The sequence below is a fragment of the Pseudobacteroides cellulosolvens ATCC 35603 = DSM 2933 genome (assembly GCF_001262605.1).
In the GTDB taxonomy this organism is placed as follows: domain Bacteria; phylum Bacillota; class Clostridia; order Acetivibrionales; family DSM-2933; genus Pseudobacteroides; species Pseudobacteroides cellulosolvens.
This window is the reverse complement of the sequence record NZ_LGTC01000001.1, coordinates 6,149,886-6,171,061: the sequence shown is the minus strand read 5'-3', so window position 1 is coordinate 6,171,061 and position 21,176 is coordinate 6,149,886. Positions and strand designations below refer to the sequence as shown.

11 protein-coding genes and 1 pseudogene are annotated in these 21,176 nt (G+C 36.7%); 7 read left to right on the top strand and 5 right to left on the bottom strand.

Annotation, left to right across the window (positions count from 1 at the left end):
* Positions 1-30: 30 nt before the first annotated feature.
* The 3 genes from Bccel_RS25525 to Bccel_RS25515 form a co-directional block, all read right to left on the bottom strand.
* A complete protein-coding gene (locus Bccel_RS25525) occupies positions 31-3,435 on the bottom strand; it encodes a glycosyl hydrolase (RefSeq protein ID WP_050753856.1) in 3,405 nt (1,134 codons plus the stop codon).
* Positions 3,432-4,640, bottom strand: coding sequence for a hypothetical protein (locus Bccel_RS30490; RefSeq protein ID WP_050753855.1), 1,209 nt, complete (start codon positions 4,638-4,640; stop codon positions 3,432-3,434). Before Bccel_RS30490 ends, Bccel_RS25525 begins: the two co-directional genes overlap by 4 nt.
* 398 nt (positions 4,641-5,038) lie before the next feature.
* Positions 5,039-6,661, bottom strand: a complete 1,623-nt coding sequence (locus Bccel_RS25515) for an IS1182 family transposase (RefSeq protein ID WP_050753179.1) — start codon at positions 6,659-6,661, stop codon at positions 5,039-5,041.
* A gap of 408 nt (positions 6,662-7,069) precedes the next feature.
* Between Bccel_RS25515 and Bccel_RS32685 the strand changes: the two are divergent.
* The 7 genes and pseudogenes from Bccel_RS32685 to Bccel_RS25475 all read left to right on the top strand — a co-directional run bounded on the left by Bccel_RS32685 (position 7,070) and on the right by Bccel_RS25475 (position 18,373).
* Positions 7,070-9,879, top strand: a pseudogene (locus Bccel_RS32685) (beta-propeller domain-containing protein).
* Positions 9,880-10,199: 320 nt separating this feature from the next.
* A complete protein-coding gene (locus tag Bccel_RS25500; protein WP_036943650.1) occupies positions 10,200-10,934 on the top strand; it encodes a polyphosphate polymerase domain-containing protein in 735 nt (244 codons plus the stop codon).
* An 87-nt stretch (positions 10,935-11,021) separates the two neighbouring features.
* Positions 11,022-11,711 (top strand): DUF4956 domain-containing protein, encoded by a 690-nt coding sequence (locus Bccel_RS25495; protein WP_036943648.1) that lies wholly within the window; start codon positions 11,022-11,024, stop codon positions 11,709-11,711.
* Positions 11,712-11,887: 176 nt separating this feature from the next.
* Entirely contained in the window at positions 11,888-14,140 is a 2,253-nt protein-coding gene (locus Bccel_RS31820) for a carbohydrate-binding domain-containing protein (RefSeq protein ID WP_050753852.1), read from the top strand.
* 253 nt (positions 14,141-14,393) lie between these two features.
* Positions 14,394-16,361 carry a carbohydrate-binding domain-containing protein gene (locus Bccel_RS25485; protein WP_050753851.1) on the top strand — a complete coding sequence of 656 codons (1,968 nt, stop codon included), beginning with the start codon at positions 14,394-14,396 and terminating at the stop codon, positions 16,359-16,361.
* Positions 16,362-16,641: 280 nt separating this feature from the next.
* Positions 16,642-17,076, top strand: a complete 435-nt coding sequence (locus tag Bccel_RS25480) for a peptidase associated/transthyretin-like domain-containing protein (protein WP_036943646.1) — start codon at positions 16,642-16,644, stop codon at positions 17,074-17,076.
* Positions 17,003-18,373, top strand: coding sequence for a carbohydrate-binding domain-containing protein (locus Bccel_RS25475; RefSeq protein WP_242853145.1), 1,371 nt, complete (start codon positions 17,003-17,005; stop codon positions 18,371-18,373). The genes Bccel_RS25480 and Bccel_RS25475 overlap by 74 nt, the downstream gene beginning before the upstream one ends.
* Positions 18,374-18,478: 105 nt before the next feature.
* Here Bccel_RS25475 and Bccel_RS25470 read toward each other — a convergent pair whose 3' ends face one another.
* Positions 18,479-19,894, bottom strand: coding sequence for a peptidoglycan D,D-transpeptidase FtsI family protein (locus Bccel_RS25470; RefSeq protein WP_036943644.1), 1,416 nt, complete (start codon positions 19,892-19,894; stop codon positions 18,479-18,481).
* A complete protein-coding gene (locus tag Bccel_RS25465; RefSeq protein WP_036943642.1) occupies positions 19,878-21,167 on the bottom strand; it encodes an FtsW/RodA/SpoVE family cell cycle protein in 1,290 nt (429 codons plus the stop codon). Before Bccel_RS25465 ends, Bccel_RS25470 begins: the two co-directional genes overlap by 17 nt.
* Positions 21,168-21,176 lie beyond the last annotated feature (9 nt).

The following is a 21,176-nucleotide window of genomic DNA, read 5'->3' as shown; positions in this document are numbered from 1 at the left end:
TATATATAATTTTAATCCTTCAATCAATCCTTAGGAAGCTACACTTACAGCTTTTATATCATCCATTATCAATGTACCATTACCTGTAAATCCATCAACCTGGTTAACATATATGCCAATAGCTTCTATGTCATTAAGGTTATCTATCATCAAAGCTGCTTTATTAGGTTCTGATTCCCATGGGGCAGGTGTGAAATCAGAGAATTTCAATATTAGATTTTTCTCTGTTGTATCAGCAAAAGTTGGATAAACCTCGAAGTATATACCGTTGGCTTTGATTTGCACTACCATTTTCTGGTTTAATCCATCAGGCTTAATGTTCATTGACAATGCATTAAGTGTACTCCAATCAGCACCGCCCAATTGTTTAACAATTCCGCTATATCCATTTCCACCGATAGTGTAGTCAAATTTGACAGCTTTGCCCAAGTTGTGTGATACAAGAGAAACTGTTGAAGTATCTCCTGCTGGGGTATAAGCATTTTTAAGCTCTGCATTGTCATTAAAATATCCTTCAAAATCATCTACTAATGTAGGATCAGCAGGCTTTACCTTAATACCGCTTATGAAAGCTACATTGTCAATATATATAGGTCCTTCATAGTTCCAGTCAAAAGCTACAAAAGCCATTATCAATCCAGTCGCTGTTGCATCTTCCAGGTCAACAAGAACATTGTAGCGATACATCTTACCATAATCTCCTGTCTCCACAGTATCTTGTTTAAAGTCACTTAAGTGCAGCTGTAATGCCCCTTCACCGTATTTTTTGTATCCCGGTTCAGCTGGCATCAATGCCATTGTGTATGGCTTAAAGAGTGTGTCTTTTACACTTTCAGGTAAAATTATATCGAACGCCACTTTGTTAACCTTTGACATATCTACATCATTATTTATTCCCGAAAGCTTAACCTTTAATTCCTGATATGTCCAGTCACTGCCGTCATCGTTGTCAACAAACTTGGAATCAACCTTAACTGCTTTAAGATTACTATCATAAGAAACAGCACCTGTTGCACTTGCACCTTCAGGAGCATATGAACCATCATAGCTGATATTGCCTAATTCCCTATCGAATGTATACTGCTTCAAAGGTATATCAGCCATTACCTTAATTTTTATTTTTTCTTTTGACATTGTGTCATCATCATATAATACAGTCACAGTCAAATCCATCTTGGTTCCGTTCTGCTCAATTGTTGGAGTCCAGAGAACACCATACTGTCCGTCTGTATACTTGGACATTGGAAGTTCAGTGTTTCCAGCAGTTAGTGATACTTTTGAAACTTTTTTATCATACTCAAATACCTTTGCTTTTACAGTATAAGGTCCATTAACTGTACTTCCATCATAAAGATTGGAGATATACATATAAGACTTTTCTGCAACAGTATCAACATCCAAACCATAGAATCCATCTATTGTATCGCTGAATACTGTGAAGTCATCATTATAGAAATTAACAAAATCCTGTAAAAGTTCACTGTTACCATAAATGGAATGGTGCATATATGGTACCCAGAACTGGTTCATGTCAAAGTTCGCCCAAACCAGCATGTATGCTGCTTTATTTTTTCCAGCTTCCGCACTTTCCTTCAATGCATTAAGAAGTGTTGTAAACCAGCTCTTATTCACATTGTTTTCTTTCTTGATACCACTGGCAATACCTGTTTCAGTGATTGTTACAACTTTGCCTCTCTTATCCGCCATCGCTGTCAACAGTTCAGCACGGCTAACAATGGACTTCATCCAATTAGCCTCTGAAGTCATACTGCCGCTGTCGTCGTATTGGTCAAAACCTAATACGTCAACATAAGCATCGCCTGGATAACGCTCAAGATATTCTGCTTCAGTGCTGAAAGTGCTTGAAGGTGAATATGCGTAAAGGAAATTGTGCACTCCCTTAACATCTCTTAAGTAGTCAACAGTGTACCGATACAGCTTAATGTACTGATCCGGCGTACAGAATGCTGCTCCCCACCAGAACCAGCTTCCTGTATTTTCATGGAAAGGCCTGAAAATTACAGGTATAAGATTTCCATTTTCATCGTTTATGCTTTTAGCAAAAGTCGCAATGTTGTCAAGGAACTTATTATATTCATTATGCTTTGATCCGCCCGGCAATATGTGCGAAACAACATTTCCATTCAAATCATAGAAATCTCCGCCTGTAACAAAGTTAGGCATATGTGCACTTAATGTTATTACCCCGCCTGTTGCATGTGCCTTCTTTACTACATCCGCAAGCAATTTAATGTTTTCTTCAACAGGTAAGGAAGTATTACCAGGTGACTCTTTTCCTTCAATAGAGAGCGTATCCCATCCAAAAACTGCTGGGAACGCACCTACATCATTCATTACATCCGACTTGGTGCCATCTTTGCTTCCGCCGGTTGTAAGACCGAATGTTGTAGCATGCTGCTGTCCGAACATAAGCTTCTTACCGCCGATACCCTTTAATGCCGCAAACAATGATGTAGTTTCTTTTGTAGCTTTTGCATCTACTGCATCAATAGGACTAACATCATATCCGCTTGTTGAAATTTTAGCCTTATCAGTTCTTGGTCCCGGATTTGGATCTGGAATCGGTGTTGGCTTTGGTTCATTGCCTGATGTAGTTCCAACCAAACGGATCTCATCTATATACATTGGAGTTTGTGCTGACCCTGAGAGTTCCTGGATGTTAATCCTCTGGATTGTTTCAGGACTTGCAAGTTCACTCAATTTTATAGTTATTTCTATCCATTCTCCTGCCTTTGCAGTAAAATTAATTTTAGGACTTTCTGATGTTTCATCAGCTGCATCCCTTACTATGGAGAATCCCAATTTTTTATCGCTGTCTCCGCCATTTATCCAGAATTTGATGCTATCGTAGCCCTCTGGTCTTATTTGCTGTGCACTATACAGTGACAAAGCTGCCCATGCATCTGTATACTCTACAGAAATAGCACCAGTTCCTTCTTTAACTTTGGCAGTGCTAGCAAAATCAGCAGTAGTACTCCATGACCAGTTCTGCATACCTGTTGGCAATGAATCCTGATAAATATTCATAACCTTCTCCTTAACAATTGGTGCCTCACCTATCAGGCTTAAATCATCAATATAAATTGGAGTTTGTGCTGCACCGGAAAGCTCTTGAATGTTAATCCTCTGGATTGTTTCAGGATTTGCCAGCTCGCTCATTTTGACCTTAACTTCTGTCCATTCTCCTGCTTTCGCAGTAAAATTAATTTTAGGACTTTCCGATGTATCATCTGCTGCATCCCTAATTATATAAAATCCCAGTTTCTTATCGCTGTCTCCGCCGTTAACAAAGAAACTAATATAATCGTATCCTTCTGTCTTTATCGGCTGACTGCTGTAAATGGATAATGCTGCCCATGCATCTGTGTATGTTACCCCAAGTGACTTGGTACCGTTTTTAACAGTTGTTGTCACTTCTGTGTCCTTGGTAGTACTCCATGACCAATCCTGAAGTCCGCAGCTAAAGCATCATCATAAACTGTAAATGTCTTTGCTGTTGGCTGTGCTTGCGGAATAGCTGCCAGAGTTAGGTTATCAACATATATTGGAGTCTGAGCTGCCCCGGAACGTTCCTGAATGTTAATTCTCTGAATTGTTTCAGGGTTACCCAAATCACTTAATTTCACTTTTATTTCTGTCCATACCCCTGCTTTTGCAGTAAACTCTACTGTTGTACTTGCCGTATCTTCAGTAGCATCGGTTATGCAATAAAGGCCTAGCTTCTTGTCGCTGTCACCGCCATTTACCCAGAAATTGATGCTTTCATAACCTGCCGTTTCTATCTTTGTCGGACTGTATAAAGATAATGCAGCCCACCCATCTGTATATGTAACAGCTATTGAATTACCTTCCTTTGCTACAGTTGTGTTTGCAAAATCTCTTTCGCTTGTCCATGACCAATCCTGCCAACCTGTCAACAAGCTGTCCTTGTAAACATTAATGTCGGTCTTTGGTCCGGGTTTTACTGTTGGTTTAGGTGTTGGAGTATTTGTTGGTGTAAATGTTGGTGTTGGTGTGTTTGTTGGTGTTGGAGTCATAGGAGCAACATCAACATAATCAGCAGGTGTGGCACCAAAATGCTTTGCTATTATTAATACATCCTGCATGCTTACTGTTGCATCCATGTCAAAGTTAACATCTGCATTATAGTTTGCATCACCCTTCACTGTATTGAAGGCTTTAGCAACAGCAAAAACATCAGCCATGTTTATCATATTATCGGCAATACCGTTTTTAGGTATATCTCCTGCCCACAAATCAAGGGGCTTTTCAGCTGTTGATATGTATGTCTCTGTGCTTCCGGGAACATTCTTAACCAGTCTTGACAGATATCCCGGTTTTGATACTACCAGATCGTATCCTTCGTCTTGTTTCTGAACCCCCTCAATTTTGAAAAAGCCCAGAGAGTCAGTAACTGCATTTAATGTAGTTCCCATTACGGAAACTTTGAAATCTGAATTAATTGATTTGTTGTTTGATTTAAAATCCGGTGCAATATATCCCGAGATGCTTATTGTATCAACTTCTCCGGCGGCTGCACCTGCACTCATGGGCAATGCAACAGATGATGCCATCACTGCAAAGCTCACAAAAGTACTGAGCATTCTTTTCCTCAACATTAACTTTTCCTCCTAAAATAAAATTATTCTAATACCTTCTAAGTCTCTATAACTTATAACCAACTACATTTAATTAGTGCCCTGATCTTGTACACCTACTTTAATAAAACCTGGTTAATTAAGCACCTTCCTTTCGTAACTATATTAGGCACATCATAAAGCAAAGACCAAAAGATATTGTATGTTCTATATCTTATATTTATATAGTATTGATTTAAAATTGAGCTGCATAGATGGGGCTGTTGCAATTACGATTTATAATCGTAGTACAACGCCCCATTTCTATAATGATAGTGAAATATTTTAACCAAAATATTATATTCTTTTTCTTTCTTTTGAAAAAAGAGTATAGCAAATAAAGCTTACTGATTTATGCTCTTTATTATAAACATTTTTATCTAAGCTGTTTTTAATGGATGTAAATATGTAGAACATCGTTCTGACTGAATTTTGTTGTGCAGTTTGTTTACATTATGAGCTAAGCCAAGAAGAATACATTCTGCCAAGATATTCTTTTTCCCTTTACACAAAAAACGTCTGAATCCCATATCTTGTTTTATTTCTCCAAAAGCACCTTCAGACTGAATACTTCGGTTCATTCTGAGCTCTTTTCCCTCATCACTAAGGATTCTGGTTATCGCTGCCTCACGTTTTTGCTGAAATAGTTTTGAAACTTCAAGATGCTTGGTTCGTTCTTCCAATGGCTTTTTGCTGTTTCCCTTAATGCATTTTGATTTAATAGGGCATTGAGTGCAATCTTCACATGTATAACAGGTTTTCTCACTTCTATAGCCAGTCTTGCTTTTGCTGAATTTAATCCCTGTGGCTACAAGCTTTTTACCGCTGCTACATATATAAAAGTCGTTTTCTTTGTCATAGCTCATATTTTCCTTCCTACTGATATCAGTTTTATATTTCCGTGTCTTACTAATTTCATAATTGGAAGGTTTGATAAAAGCAAGCTGACCGTTCTCATCGAGATAGACGTAGTTTTCCTCACTTTCATAGCCTGAGTCTGCAACTATATTTCTGTAAGTATACTTCAAACGACTCTTTATGCTGTCTAAAAATGGTATTAGCGTGGTTGTATCTGTAGGCTGTGGTCCAGCACTAATCCATACTATATATTCAGCATCTACCCCAAACTGAATGTTGTAGCCGGGTTTTAATTGCCCATTCTTCATAGCATCTTCTTTCATCCTCATGAAGGTTGCATCAGGGTCTGTCTTTGAATAGCTATTTCTATCCCCCATAAGATGCAGATGCTTATTATATTTCTTGAGCCTTGATATGTATTCATCCAGCTGTTCAAATGTTTTTTGGAGAGGAGATTTTCTTTTTCCTATACCAGAGACAAATTGAATATCTTCATCGTTTTTTATTTTGCAAAGTTTACGTCTGAGCTTTTTCAAATGGTGCATCTTGATTTCTTCACCATATAAAATCTTAAATCCAAAATTCTCTTCTGTTTGTTTTAAAAAAGTTGGGAGCTTATCCATCAGTTTTTTCTGATTCTTAGTGACAGAACCTTTCCAGACAAAAGTATATTTATTTGATGCAGCTTCAAGCTTTGTCCCATCAATAAATAGATTTTTCATTGAAATTTCTTTGTTTTCAGCAAGCATCTGCGTAAACTGTGCCAAAAGATTTTCTGAAACAGGTGCAAAATGAATACTTCTGAATCTTGCAATTGTTGTATAATCCGGAGCAGGCGAGCCTTCAAGAAGGTACATATAATTAATGTCCCGCTTGCAGGCTCTTTCGATTTTCCTTGTAGAATAATTACTATTCATATAAGCATATAGCATGATCTTCAGCATCTGTGTTGGGGTTGCTTGTTTTTTCCTTAAACGGGAATAAGTCTTATATAATTCTGATAAATTCATCTCCTCTACAATTTGACCCAGCAACCTTACAGAATCATCATTCGGAATCATACATTCAACATTTAACGGCAATTTTAATTGATAGAAACCACCGTGCGTAGTATAATCTTTATGTGTTAAATTTTTTACTAGCATAAAAATATTTTACACCTTTTGCCGGACTTTGAATAGTCTGGCAATTGTTTTTTGCAAGTAAAAAAGGCTCCTACACTAATTTCTTAGTGCAACAGCCCCTTAACTATTATCCATACTGTGTTCTTATCAAAATATACTTTTACTTATTAATTATACCATTGTTATAATCTTCTACAAATACCTAAACAAAATTTTACATGGTTTTTAAAGTGAACTTATTTCACTGGTAGATTTATGTCAGTTGGAAGGTAGTGTATGACTAGAGCTGCATTTAATTGACTTTATTTATAATTAATGAAATAATAAGGTATGTAATACTTCAACAGTCCACAGTCAACTGTTTATTTGTGTTAAGACTTAGAAATCAAACATTTAATATATCCAGTATTATCGAAAAGGAGCCATGATATGGAAAATAATGCTACCGGAATATCATTTAAGGAGATTATCACAAAGCATAAGTCAAGGGTCCTTCTTATGAGCGTTGGCTTAACAATTTTTGAGATTCTTTTTCTAATACTCTCCGCATTTATATCGTGGGAAGACATTTTACTTAGAAAGTCAGGTATAGACTTATCAATTGGGGGATTACTAACTACCTTATCCTTTTTAATATCTTTTATACTTATATGCCTCATTATTTCTTCAATATTGCTCAATTTTGATAAAAGGGATCTATCACTTAATAATTTTTTTTCTTTCCCTTCTTTTAAAGTAATTATTAAATATTTGATATACTTCGTTTTATCATTCATAATGAGGTTATTTGCAGCTATTTTTGTTTTCGCAACATATTCAAGGTTTTATGATTATTCAGAAGATTCAATACCTCTAGTAATCTCAGTCATAGTCTTTCTGATAATGTTGTCATCTGTACTTGGAATAGTAGATTTTTTAGGTGCTAATATAAAAAGCCGCATGATATTGGGTTATAGAAGTACTTTTTTCTACACAATTTCAGCTGACATTGGTAAAGGATTTGGGGTTGAGTTCTTTAAAAATATTTTCATACTTTCTCTTTATTTTGTGTGGTTTTTCATAAAAGATAAAAACAATATCAATACTACTGATCCTTTGGGTATTATGCTTCTTTTTGCAGTATTTTTTATCTTTAACATAATAATACTTGCAGCCTTTAAGATGAGAAAAGACCGTTTGGCTTCATTCGAAGCTATGAATGATGACAACCCGACACCATTAGATGAAGAAGATCACAATGAAATGGGTATTAAGAAAAACTTAATAATAAAACCCAATAGGAAAATATTTTTTCCTATTCTGGCATCTATCCTCATCATTTTTAATATTGTAATAACAGCAGCCGGACTTATTAGTCCAAGAGAAGCCAAAAAAGCGGGTATTGAGGCTGTAGGCAGCAAAAGCAATTATACCGGTATAATAGAAAATGCAAATAAATATAATGTGAATGTACACAATCCCAGCGGGTTTGATCTCCCATACCTGCTTAGTATAGGCTTTTTAGGAAATGCAAGTGCTCTTGATCATACATTCTGGCCCCGCCTAGGAAGTTCAGGGATGACCGAAAATGCCGCATCAGTTCAATCCAAGGACTCCGTCTCCCAGACAAATACACAGGTTGAAGGCATAGACGAGGGTGATGTAGTTAAAACAGACGGCAACTACATATATTATATAAAAGAGAATGATCTTGTTATTGTGAAGACATCTCCAGCCGACCAAATGAAAATTATTTATACCAAAAGTTTTTCTAGCGAACAATTGACACCTGTTGAAATTATGCTCTATAAAAATTACATCACTGTCATAATGGAAGACAGTGAATCTAGCGAGTATGACCAATATTACCAAACTAATTTGGGAAACACAGTTATAAGGACCTATAATGTTGCAAATCCTGAAAGCCTGTCGCTGAAAGAACAATAACGCAAAAAGGAACCTATAAATCATCAAGGCTTATAGAAAACAGACTGTATGTTATAACAACATCCGATGTAAAGTCAAAGGATAATACAATTATTTATCCTCAATATGATGATACAGCAAGTACACAGAGCAAAAAAGATTTTGATTACAATAATCTCTTTTATTTGTCCAATACAGGTAAAAGTATAAGTGCTGTCAATTATATTTCTGTATTCCCTATGGACAATAAAAACACTCCTTTAGTTTTGAAAGCCTATGCCGGAAATGCAGATAATATTTATGTTTCTGAAAAATACATCTATATGGCAGAGTCATCCAGGACAGCTATAGATAACAGCTTAAATGACTTCTGGACCACATTAAATCAAACTGATTTTTATGTTGATTATAAATATGGAACTTATATATACAGGGTGAAAATGCAGGGTAACGACCTTGGAGAATGTGATACGGCTTTTGTTGACGGTATGCTTCATAACCAGTTCTCAATGGATGAATATAATGGCAATCTGAGGCTGGCTGTTGAGTATTACGGTATGAATGACTTATCCAGCAGGGTTTATATACTGGATGATAAGTTAAATCAAATCGGATCTCTTAATGGTCTTGCTCCAGGTGAGCAAATTTACTCAACTCGTTTCATAGGTAACAGACTTTACCTGGTAACCTTTAAGAGGATAGACCCTCTCTTTGTTATTGATCTAAAAAAACCGACACAGCCAAAACTACTTGGAAAGCTTAAAATTCCAGGCTATAGTGAGTATTTGCATCCCTATGACGAAAATCATATTATTGGCTTTGGCAAAGATACTAGCGGCGGGAATGAATTCTTTTCCTGGTACCAGGGTATAAAAATGGCTATGTTTGATGTGACGGATGTAAACAACCCAAAGGAAAAATTTGTAGAAATCATAGGAGATCGCGGAAGTGATTCTGAACTTCTCAGAAATCACAAATCTCTTCTATATATGAAAGATCCAAACATAATGGCTTTCCCTGTAAGTGTTACTGAAAAGCCGGTTAATGAAGAGAATGACAGGAATGATTCATCTTATGGTACTATTAAGTTTCAGGGAGCATATGTTTATAATGTAAGCAGCAGTGAAGGATTCAAGCTCAGGGGTAAAATCTCTCATCTTTCACAATCGGACATTCCTGCAATAACTGACGACCATATCACCAAAGATCCGTCATTTATTGACAGGATAATCTATATCAACAATGTGCTTTATACATTATCAGGTGAATGCATCAAAGCAACAGATTATACTGGAATGAAGGAACTGGGTTTCAAATACTTTGACAAAAAATAAAGTATGAATATAGTCCTTTTTCCTTATTGTTCTATGTCAATTTTTGTTGTAAGATATATTTGCCACAATTTTTCGGAGATTTTAATTTGCAAATAATTTAAAATTAATATTAAGAAATAAGAAAAAAGTAAAATTTGTATTCATTTACGTGACTCAAACCTTAGTCTAACATTGTAATTTATATTTAGGATAGGTAGCTCTAAATATAATCTTTAATCCATAGTTTATTTAAATCCGGTTAATAAATATTATCTTTTACTACCTACTTAAAAAGTCTGGTAGTTTATTAATAAAAATTAGTAAAAGGGGGTAAGTTTGTTATGGCAATTGAAGTATTTAATAGGTATGAGAATAAATTCATGATGAATACCGATACCTATGAAAAGGTTCTACGTACGCTGGATGAGTACATGGAACTGGATGAATACAACAAAACACATGATTTTTACACAATCGCCAATATCTATTATGATACCGATGATCATCATCTCATCCGAAAATCATTATCCAAACCCAAATATAAGGAAAAGCTTCGTTTGCGTGCCTATGGTGTTCCTTCTCTTGATGACAAGGTTTATTTGGAAATCAAGAAAAAAGTATTTGGTCTAGTTAACAAAAGAAGAACTAAATTAGTACTAAGTGAAGCATATGATTTTGTAGCTACAGGACAGAAGCCTGAGCTGAAGAAATATATGAACAGACAGGTACTGAATGAAATTGAGTATTTTTTGTCGGTTTATGATTTAGAGCCAAAGCTCTATCTGGCGTATGATAGAAAGGCTTACTTCGGTCGAGACAATCGAGACCTTAGAATTACCTTTGATACAAACATTAGAACAAGAAGAGAAGACTTACGCCTGGAGTTAGGTGATCATGGTGAGCAACTTCTTGACAAGGATGTCTGGCTAATGGAAGTAAAAGCTGAGAAGACCATACCCATATGGCTTACCAGGATGCTGAGTGAATACAAGCTATATAAGAAAAGTTTTTCAAAATACGGAACAGAGTTTAAAACCATGATAAGTAAGGTTAGAAGCTCAAAGGTAGTTATGTAAACCGAATTAAAGCGGTTTATGACTTTTAATCACAAAATATATATAGAGATAAATTCTTAAATTTATTCTAGGAGGAAATGATTTGAAATGATAGACGAAATTTTTAATATGGCAGAAATTAATGTAACATTAAATTTTACCACTGCACTTTTAACCATTTTTACAGCTTTTGTATTAGGAATAGTTATAAGTTTTACATTTATGAAGACAAATAACAAAGGAGCGTCATCACCACAAGGCTTTTCTTTGACTTTGGTAATGCTGCCTCCGATAATCGCAATCATTATTTTACTTATTGGCAACAATGTTGCAAGGGCTTTTGGTCTTTCAGGAGCATTTGCAATAATACGCTTCAGAAGTGCAGCCGGCGATCCAAAGGATATTTCATATGTGTTATTTGCAATGGCAGCAGGTCTTTCCTGCGGCAGCGGCTTTTTCGGATATGCCGCACTGTTTACAGCCATTTTGTGCTTGTTCATGGTAGTTTTAAACAAAATGAATTTTGGTGTAAGCAATGTAACAAGTAAGCTTTTAAAGATTACAATTCCTGAAGATCTGGATTATCAGGGCGTGTTTGATGATGTTTTTGAAAAATATACAACCAGTTATGAGCTAAGAAAGATAAAGACTACAGACCTTGGGACATTATTCGAGCTGGTCTATAGTGTAAAAATGAAGGAAGATATCAATCAAAAAGAGTTTTTAGATGCTTTACGCTGTAGAAACGGTAATTTGAATATTATATTGTCAATGAATGCTGATGTTGCTTCTTATTAAAAAGTTTGGAGCAGTATATGAGATAAATAAAACAGTAAACAAAGTCGCTTGCGATTTTGCAATCTTAATATCGTCGTAAAAATTATGGTGTCTACATTTGTTGCTATCAGTACATTTCAATTCTTGTAAGACACCACATTTTTATAGATATTAAATAATTTTAAAGGGGGATAACTATGAAAAAACTTATGCCTGGTATCATTGCAGGTACACTTATTCTAACTGCAGCAATGATACCTTCAGTAAATTTGAAAGGATATGCCGAATCCGGACAAGCACTGTTTATCAACGAGGTTATGGCAGCAAATACTGCCACCTTAAGGGACGGAGATGTAGACGACGCAAAAAATGGAGCGTTGGGTGGTGCTTATTCCGACTGGATTGAAATCTACAATGGAAGCAGCCAGCCTGTTGATTTAACAGGTTATACTATTTCTGATGATAGTGCAGCTTGGATAATATCGGGAGGGATAGTTCCAGCCAATGGTTATATATTGATATGGGCATCGGATAAAAACAAAGTGGCAACTGATGGGCAGTTACATACCAATTTCAAACTGACTTCAGCAGGAGAAACCATCACTTTAAAAAAGTCTGACGGTGTAGTAATTGACTCTGTAAAATTTCCTGCACTTGTAGACGACCAATCCTATAGCCGCATTACTGATGGTGCTTCTGAATTCACAACTGCCTCAAACCCAACACCACGAAATAAAAATATATCGAGTGTCCCCTCAACAGGATACATAATATCCGGATATGTAAAACCGTCCTTTTCTACTATAAATAAGAATGTGTACAAAGACTTCAAAGTTGCAATAGCACAAAACAGTAAAACTGCTATGACTGACTCTAATGGATACTTTGAAATACCTGGTGTTACCGAAGATGAGTATGGATATACATTAAATATAAGCAAAACCGGTTATCTGACACGTACAATCAGCAATATATCCGTTCAAGGAAACATATCACTAGGTTCCGCTGCTGCTCCTGTAGAAATGTGGGCTGGTGACGTTTTGCAAGATAACGCTATCAATATGAGTGACGTTATAAAAATAGCCAATAGCTTTAATGCAATCACAACTGATGCAAACTACAGCACTGCAGCAGATATAAACATAAATGGTTCCATTAATATGGAAGATGTAATTATTTTAGCAAAAGGCTTTAATAGTACTTCAAATGATTATCCTGCAGTTACTCCTATAACAACTTCATCACCTACAGGACCTGCTACTCCAACTCCTACACCAGTGGACCCTGATGCGTGGAAGCTCAATGCAGGTACAATTAATCTGGGGACTTCAATAACTTATACAGGTACAGGTATATCTGTTAACGGCTCTGTTATAAATATCACTGCCGGAGGCGATCATACTGTAAAAGGTACTTTGGCAGACGGAATGATATGTATTGACACTACTGAAAAGGTTAAACTGAGGTTAAGCGGAGCAAGCATAACCAACTCAACTGGTCCAGCTATATATTGTAAGGATGCGGACAAGTTTTATATTACTCTAGAGGAGAATACAACCAGCACCCTCGTTGATGGAAAAACATACAGTGATCAGAGTACCAATGCAGCTCTATATACCAGCGATGACCTGGAAATCAAAGGTAAGGGAACTCTAAATATAACAGGTAATTACAGCCATGCCATTTCCGGCAAGGACGATATTCTTATAGAAAATGGAAATATTAATGTTATATCTGCAGTAAGCGATGGTATTCATGCCAATGGATCAATTGATATTACAGGAGGAAAACTAAGCGTTACAGCATCCAAAGATGCTATCCAAAATGAAGACAAAGAACTCACAATAGATGGGGGAACACTAAATCTTTCCGCAGGAGGTCAGGCTTTGGTTTCTGATACAGAGGTAATAGTAAACGGCGGAACTATCAATGTTACAAAGAGTGATGCAGCTATAGAGTCTCCTTCAATTACTATTAACAATGGCTCATTATACCTGATTTCAAAGAAAGCAAATCCTCTTAACGGCAGTGTGTCTATAACAATCAACGGTGGTACCGTTGTAGGACATGGACCAGAGTCACAATCTGATAGTGTATCTGGCGGTACATTTACAATAAACGGTGGAACGGTATTATTGGCAGGCACAAATGTAACTGTATACCAGTATCCGTCAGCAGAATCCTCACAGAATTCATTAGCTGTATCATTCACATCAGCTCAAACAGCAAGTTCAGCTCTTTGCATAAAGGATTCTACAGGAAAAGTACATGCTATAACAAAACCAAAATATGGCTATAATTCAGTAATATTCTCTTCTCCTGATCTTGCAAAAGGCTCCGCATATTCTATCTATACTGATGGAACTGTTTCAGGAGGTACTGAATCAAACGGATTAATAACCGGAGCAACTTATATCGGCGGAACAATAATATCAATAGGTACAATTTAACTTATACTTGAAACTTATGCATAAGTCATTTTGTAAAAATATGAGGGATTAGGTTATAAGGCTAATTCCTTATATTTTTACACTTTTTGCAACAGCATGCTTACAATAAAATTTAAGATTTAATTAATTAGGTATTATCAAACTCCCCCATTAAAAGCCATAACTTAGTTTGAATAACTATATGAAAAAGTAGTTAAACGAAAACATTTAAACAAATCACAATATATTGAACTATTTTAAAGGAGGATTACTTATGAAAAAACTCATTCCCGGACTGATTACAGGTGCAATTGTCTTAACTTCGTTAATTATACCTGTAACTAGTTTAAACGTATCCGCAGCTTCTGGACAAACGCTATCAGGTTATGTCAAACCATCTATTACAACAACAAACAAAAGTTTGTATTCAAACTTTAACGTTGTTGTATCGGAAAACGGAAAAAGTGTCATGACTGATACAAATGGATTCTTTGAAATAACAGATATTGTACCAAGCGGCTCAGGATACACTATTAAAATAAGCAAAAGCGGGTATCTTACACGTACAATTAATGCACCTTCCGATCAAGGAAACATCGTTTTAGGCTCAGCTAATTCACCTGTAGATTTATTAGCTGGTGATATCACACAAGACGGCACCATTAATATGAGCGATGCAATAAAAATAGCTGGCAGCTTTAACGCTGTTAAAAATGATGTCAAATACACAGAAAGCACAGATATAAATTCCAATGGTTCCATCAATATGGAAGATGTGATAATACTGGCGACAGCCTTTGGCAAAACTTCCAGCAGCTATCCTGCTATCACTCCTGTAATAGTACCAACTACCATTCCTTCATCAACACCAACTCCTACTCCCACACCTGTTACATCAGTAGAACCTGGTGAAGAGTGGAAGCTCAATGTAGGTACAATAAACCTGGGAAGCCAAATAACTTATACAGGAAAAGGTATATCAGTCAGCGGAACTACTGTGAACATCACAGCTGGAGGCGATCATACAGTAAAAGGAACCCTGTCAAATGGCATGATAATTATTGATACTGCCGAAAGAGTTAAGTTGAGATTGAGCGGTGCAAATATAACCAATTCAAATGGTCCTGCAATATATTGCAAAAATGCAGATAAATTCTTTATAACTTTAGAAGAAAATACAACAAATACACTTATAGATGGAAGAACATACAGTGACCAGACCGCTAAAGGAACAATATCTTGTAATGACGACCTTGAAATTAAAGGTAACGGAACTCTGAATATAACAGGAAATTTCAATCACGCAATTAGCGGCGACGATGATATTACTATTGAAAACGGTAATATCAAAGTTACCTCTGCAGCATCTGACGGTGTTCATTCCAATAACTCAATTAATGTTAAGGGCGGAACACTTAATATCACTGCAACCAAGGATTGCTTGCAAACTGAAACAGAAGAACTACTCATTGAAGGCGGTACATTAACTCTAAATGCAGGCAGCCAAGGTATGGCATCTGATACTGTGATAACAGTAGACAATGGGTCTGTTACCATTGCAAAGGCTAAAGAAGGTGTAGAATGTTCAACTATTACTGTAAATGGCGGTACACTAAATATCACATCAACTGATGATGGGCTTAATGCATCCAAGGGTGGCGGTTCAGCACAGAATGACGGAAGTCTCATTAAAATTACAGGTGGATCAGTATACTTGAATTCTACAAATGGTGATCCTCTTGATAGCAATGGATCAGTCTTGGTTTCAGGCGGAACCACTGTAATACATGGACCTCAGTCAGCACCTGAAGTTGGAGCCGATGTTAACGGTACATTTACTGTAAGCGGTGGAACATTCTTTGTTTGCGGCCCAAGTTCCATGATGGCTCAATATCCAACCGGAGCATCTTCACAATATACAATAGCTGCAATGTTTTCTTCTCAAGCTGCTAATTCTGCTCTTTGTGTAAAGGATTCTACAGGAAAAGTATTATTTATCACCAAACCAAAACGTAACTATATTTATGCAGTTTTCTCATCACCTGAACTTAAAAATGGCTCTACATATACAATATATTCCGGTGGTACTGTATCCGGCGGCACTGAAGCTAACGGAGTAATAACCGGTGGTACCTATAATGGGGGAACACAAGTAGCGACTGTAACAATAAACAAATCTCCAACCACTACAGTTAACTGGAGTGGTGGTGGTTTCCCAGGTGGGGGTTGGCCAACCTGGTAATCTTCTTAAGATAATTGCTTAGTGTAAACAAACTATATATGTTGCGAAAAATATAGAAGGCGTTAGTCGGAAGACTGATTCCTTCTAGTTTTTATGTCCAGGAAATTTTTATACCCCTAACAAAATTGTAAATATATTTTAAATAACTATATATTAGGACATTTCAAAAAATACATTGTTCAAGTTTGTTCGAATAATATCATTATTTCAGCTTTTTGAAATGCCCACATTGACCAGTTAATTCATGACTAAAATAAAAATATAGTAGGGGGATTTTACTATGAAAAAGCTTTTAACCAAGCTGATTACAGGTGTAATGTTTTTAACCGTGATAACGGCACCTGCAGCAAACCTAAATGTATCTGCAGCGGGAAACAAGATATCGGGCTATATTAGACCATCCTTTACAACCACAAACAGCAGCCTGTATTCAAATTTTAACGTTATTGCATCGGAAAACGGAAAAAGTGCCATGACTGATGTAAACGGATACTTTGAAATCTCAGATGTTGCATCCAGCCAGTCAGGATATACTATAAGGATCAGTAAAAGCGGCTACTTGACACGGACAATTACTGCTGCTGCAGGTCAAGGAAACATTGTATTAGGTTCACCTAATTCACCCGTTGGTATGTTGGCTGGTGATATTACACAAGACAGAACTATCAACACCAACGCCTACTCCCACACCTGCCACATCAGTAGAACCCGGTGAAGAATGGAAGCTCAACACAGGTACAATTAACCTGGGAAGCTCGATAACCTATATAGGAACAGGCATATCGGTCAGCGGAACCACTGTGAACATCACAGCTGGAGGCGATCATATTGTAAAAGGAACCCTGTCAAATGGTATGATAATTATTGATACCACTGAAAGAGTTAAATTGAGATTGAGCGGTGCAAATATAACAAATACAAATGGTCCTGCAATATATTGTAAAAATGCAGATAAATTCTTTATAACTCTAGAAGAAAATACAATAAATACACTAACTGACACAAGTACATACACCGACCAGACTGCTAAAGGAACTCTATTTAGCAATGACGACTTGGAAATTAGGGGAAAAGGAACTCTTAATATAACCGGTAAATTCAATCACGCCATAAGCGGTGATGATGATGTAACTATTGAAAATGGTGTAATAATTGTTATATCTGCAGTTAATGACGGTATTCATGCAAATGGTTCACTTAATATAAAAGGCGGAACATTAAACATTACCGTGTCTAAGGATGCTCTCCAAAGCGAAACTGAGGAAATACTTATAGAGGATGGAGCATTAACTCTTTCTGCCGGCAGCCAGGGTCTTACAACAGATACAGGAGTAACAATTAATGGCGGAAATATTAAAGTTATAAAATGTAATGAAGGTATTCAATCCAAATTAACAAACATCAACGGAGGTACTTTATCTATTGAATCAACCGATGACTCATTAAATTCATCAATGGGCAAACGTACAGAAGCAAATGATGGCAGTCAGCTCAGCATAAACGGCGGATCAGTTTATTTAAGTGCAACAAAAGGCGATACCATAGATATTAACGGTAATGCAAAATTCACTGGTGGTACTGTTATTGTATGCGGTTCTACAGGAGAGCCAGGTGCTGATGTTAACGGAACATTCACAATAAGCGGCGGGTTGGTATTAATTACAGGCTCAAATAATGGCATGAATGAATATCCTACAGGGGCCTCACCACAATATACAATTGCTACTATGCTTACAGCAGCACAAACTGCCAATACTGCACTTTGCGTTAAGGATTCCACAGGAAAAGTACTTGCTATAACCAAACCCAAACGCAACTTCTATTCAATAGTTTTCTCCTCATCTGAATTAAAACAAGGCTCTGCATATACCCTTTATATCGGTGGAACTGTTTTAGGCGGTACCGAAATAAACGACTTAATAGCAGGTGCTTCTTACACTGGTGGAACAGCAGTATCAACAATCACAGTAACTACTTCACCAACAACTGCAATTAACTGGAGAACACGGTAAATAAGGATAAATTGATCATTAATTAATAATAAAGTGGTTGATTAAAGAAAAAAAGAGGAGTTAGTCATTCCAATGCTAATTCCTCCTTTTTTCATATTAATCCCTTTATCTATCAAGATAATCCTTCATGATCTTCCCTGCTATTGGAGCAGAAACGGTTCCTCCAGACCCACCGCTGTATTCCACTATTACTGCTACAGCTATTTTAGGGTTCTCTGCCGGAGCAAAACCTATAAACCAAGCATGTTCCTTATTTTCACCATTTACCGTCAACTCATTCTCTGCTGTTCCGGTTTTTCCTGCTACATTGATACCTTTTACAGCAGCACTCTTACCTGTTCCCTCTTTTACCACCCTGACCATCATATTCTTAACTTTTTTTGCAGCATCAGCAGTAAAAGCATTCCCTAACTTTTCCGGAGCCCATTTCTTCACATCTTTTCCATCAGGATCTACAACCCTGTTAACCAGCATTGGCTTCATCATCACACCATAATTTCCAATACTGGAAGCCAGCATTGCCATATAAAGAGGAGTAACCAGTATTTTCCCCTGTCCTATCGCTACCGATGCCATATCTGTCTTCTCCATTCTGGTATATGGGAAAGTACTCTTTTTAAAAGGAATATCAAAGGCTATATTCTTTTCCATCTCAATACGGTTTGCCATATCCCTTATATTCTTTTCTCCCAGCTTTACTCCAATTTGAGAAAATGCTACATTACTTGATACAACAAGGGCCTTTTCCAGATCTATTTTCCCATGAGCCTTCTTATTGCTGTTGTCAAAGTTTTTACCGTCAATATTCACAGTCCCTTTGTCATTAAAGGTAATATTATCTAAACCGTTTTCCAGTGCAGAAGCAGCTATGGCAACTTTAAAAGTTGATCCAGGTGCATAGAGGCCTTGAGTAGCTCTTGGAAGAAACGGACTGTCTTCCGAATCCACAAGCTCCTTCCACTTTTCCGTAAGAGCACTATTATTCGGATCAAACCCAGGCTTACTTACCATTGCTAATATCTCACCTGTTTTAGGATCCATTGCAACCACAGCACCCTTTTTTGCCCCTAACAGATCATTTGCAAGCTTCTGTAGCCTATTATCAATAGTCAGGTATAGATTGTTTCCTACTTTTTTGCCCTTCAACAAGTTACTGTTAATTCCCATAACCGATTTTAATTCACTTATATCCAATAAATAATTGTTGTACTTTTGTTCAATAAGTGCCCTTCCATATACTTCCGAGTTGTAGCCTATAACATGGCTGTATAAACTGCCAAAAGGGTACTTTCTTTGCCATTTTCCTTTTATATTTGTGCTTTCAGCCAAAACCACACCATTTCTATCGTAAATATCCCCTCTTTTTGTATCGTCTTCTTTCAACTGCTGCCTGCGGTTAAATGAACTGGACTCAATCTTCTTTCCAGTAAAAAGCTGGAAATACGTCAGGTATGCCATAAGGCTAAAGAAGATAGCACACATAAATACTAAAACATGGATAATCTTATTGTTCCTCTGCATCAGCAGTGTCCTCCTCTCCAGAGTAAGACTCTTTAGATAATGCCTGAAGTATTCCTAATGCTATAAACCCTGATACCAAGGAACTTCCTCCATAGCTTATGAATGGAAGAGTAATTCCTGTCAGGGGTATAAGCTTTATTACTCCTCCTATGATTATAAATGTCTGGAATCCAAACATTAATGTAATACCTAAAGCAACAAGCTTCTTAAACAAATCCTTAATATATAGTGCAATTTTAAACCCTCTATATACCAGTAGAAAATACAGCAAAATGACAGCTATCCCGCCAAATATGCCCATTTCCTCACAAATAGCCGAAAATATAAAATCCGTTTTAACCTCCGGTATCAAGTATGGATTGCCTAGTCCTATGCCCCTGCCGAAAAAACCTCCAGCACCTATGGCAAACATGGATTGGGTTATCTGGTAGCCCTTGCCTGCCGCATCAGCCCAAGGATCTAGCCACATTTGCACCCTTATTTTTATATGGTGTACAAAAAAGTACCCTCCAACCCCGCCGATAGTTGCAGCAGAACCATTAAGCAAAAGTAGCCTGATATCATTATCAAAGACATATAGCACCATGAAAAATATTAAAAATAGCAGAAGTGCCGTACCCCATTCCTTCTGAAGAACTAACAAGCCTATGTAGGAATAAACCATAAGAAAAAAAACAATTTTGCTTTTAAGCATGCTGTTATTCAATTTCCATCTTAAATTTACAGACTTATAGTTTAATATAAGCTGTTCAGAGTTCTTAAAATAGCAAGCGATTGTCAAAACAAACAATATCTTTATTATCTCTGACGGCTGAAAGCTATATCCGCCGATCAATATCCAGTTCCTCGACCCATTAATACTGCTGCCAATTGCCAGTGTTGCCATAAATAACATTATTGCAGCGGCATAATAGTAAAACATCAGCTTATCCCTGATCTTTACTTTTCCATATATATAATAGCTCATAAAAAATAATGCTATTCCGATCACAAGCCATAGTATCTGTTTAAAGCCTCTTTCCTGATCCAAACGGTAGATCATTAAAACACCTAGGCTGGCAAGCATTGCAACTACCAAAAACAAATACTCGTCACCCATGTTTTTTTTCACAATAAAGAAATAAGACAGACATATGAGTGCTGTTACAATAAATCCTTCCAGCAATACCATCTCATCATATGGCTTCTTATAGTAATATAATAATCCGAACGCCAGAATATTGGCTATAACCAACATATTTACAGGGCGTTTCAAGCTCAGTAACTTCAGCATACTCCTTCC

Bases quoted from the DNA above. Each gene is read 5' to 3' on its own strand.
- Bccel_RS30490 (WP_050753855.1), bottom strand. From the start codon at position 4,640: ATGTTGAGGAAAAGAATGCTCAGTACTTTTGTGAGCTTTGCAGTGATG.
- Bccel_RS25515 (WP_050753179.1), bottom strand. From the start codon at position 6,661: ATGCTAGTAAAAAATTTAACACATAAAGATTATACTACGCACGGTGGT.
- Bccel_RS25500 (WP_036943650.1), top strand. From the start codon at position 10,200: ATGGCAATTGAAGTATTTAATAGGTATGAGAATAAATTCATGATGAAT.
- Bccel_RS25495 (WP_036943648.1), top strand. From the start codon at position 11,022: ATGATAGACGAAATTTTTAATATGGCAGAAATTAATGTAACATTAAAT.
- Bccel_RS31820 (WP_050753852.1), top strand. From the start codon at position 11,888: ATGAAAAAACTTATGCCTGGTATCATTGCAGGTACACTTATTCTAACT.
- Bccel_RS25485 (WP_050753851.1), top strand. From the start codon at position 14,394: ATGAAAAAACTCATTCCCGGACTGATTACAGGTGCAATTGTCTTAACT.
- Bccel_RS25480 (WP_036943646.1), top strand. From the start codon at position 16,642: ATGAAAAAGCTTTTAACCAAGCTGATTACAGGTGTAATGTTTTTAACC.
- Bccel_RS25470 (WP_036943644.1), bottom strand. From the start codon at position 19,894: ATGCAGAGGAACAATAAGATTATCCATGTTTTAGTATTTATGTGTGCT.
- Bccel_RS25465 (WP_036943642.1), bottom strand. From the start codon at position 21,167: ATGCTGAAGTTACTGAGCTTGAAACGCCCTGTAAATATGTTGGTTATA.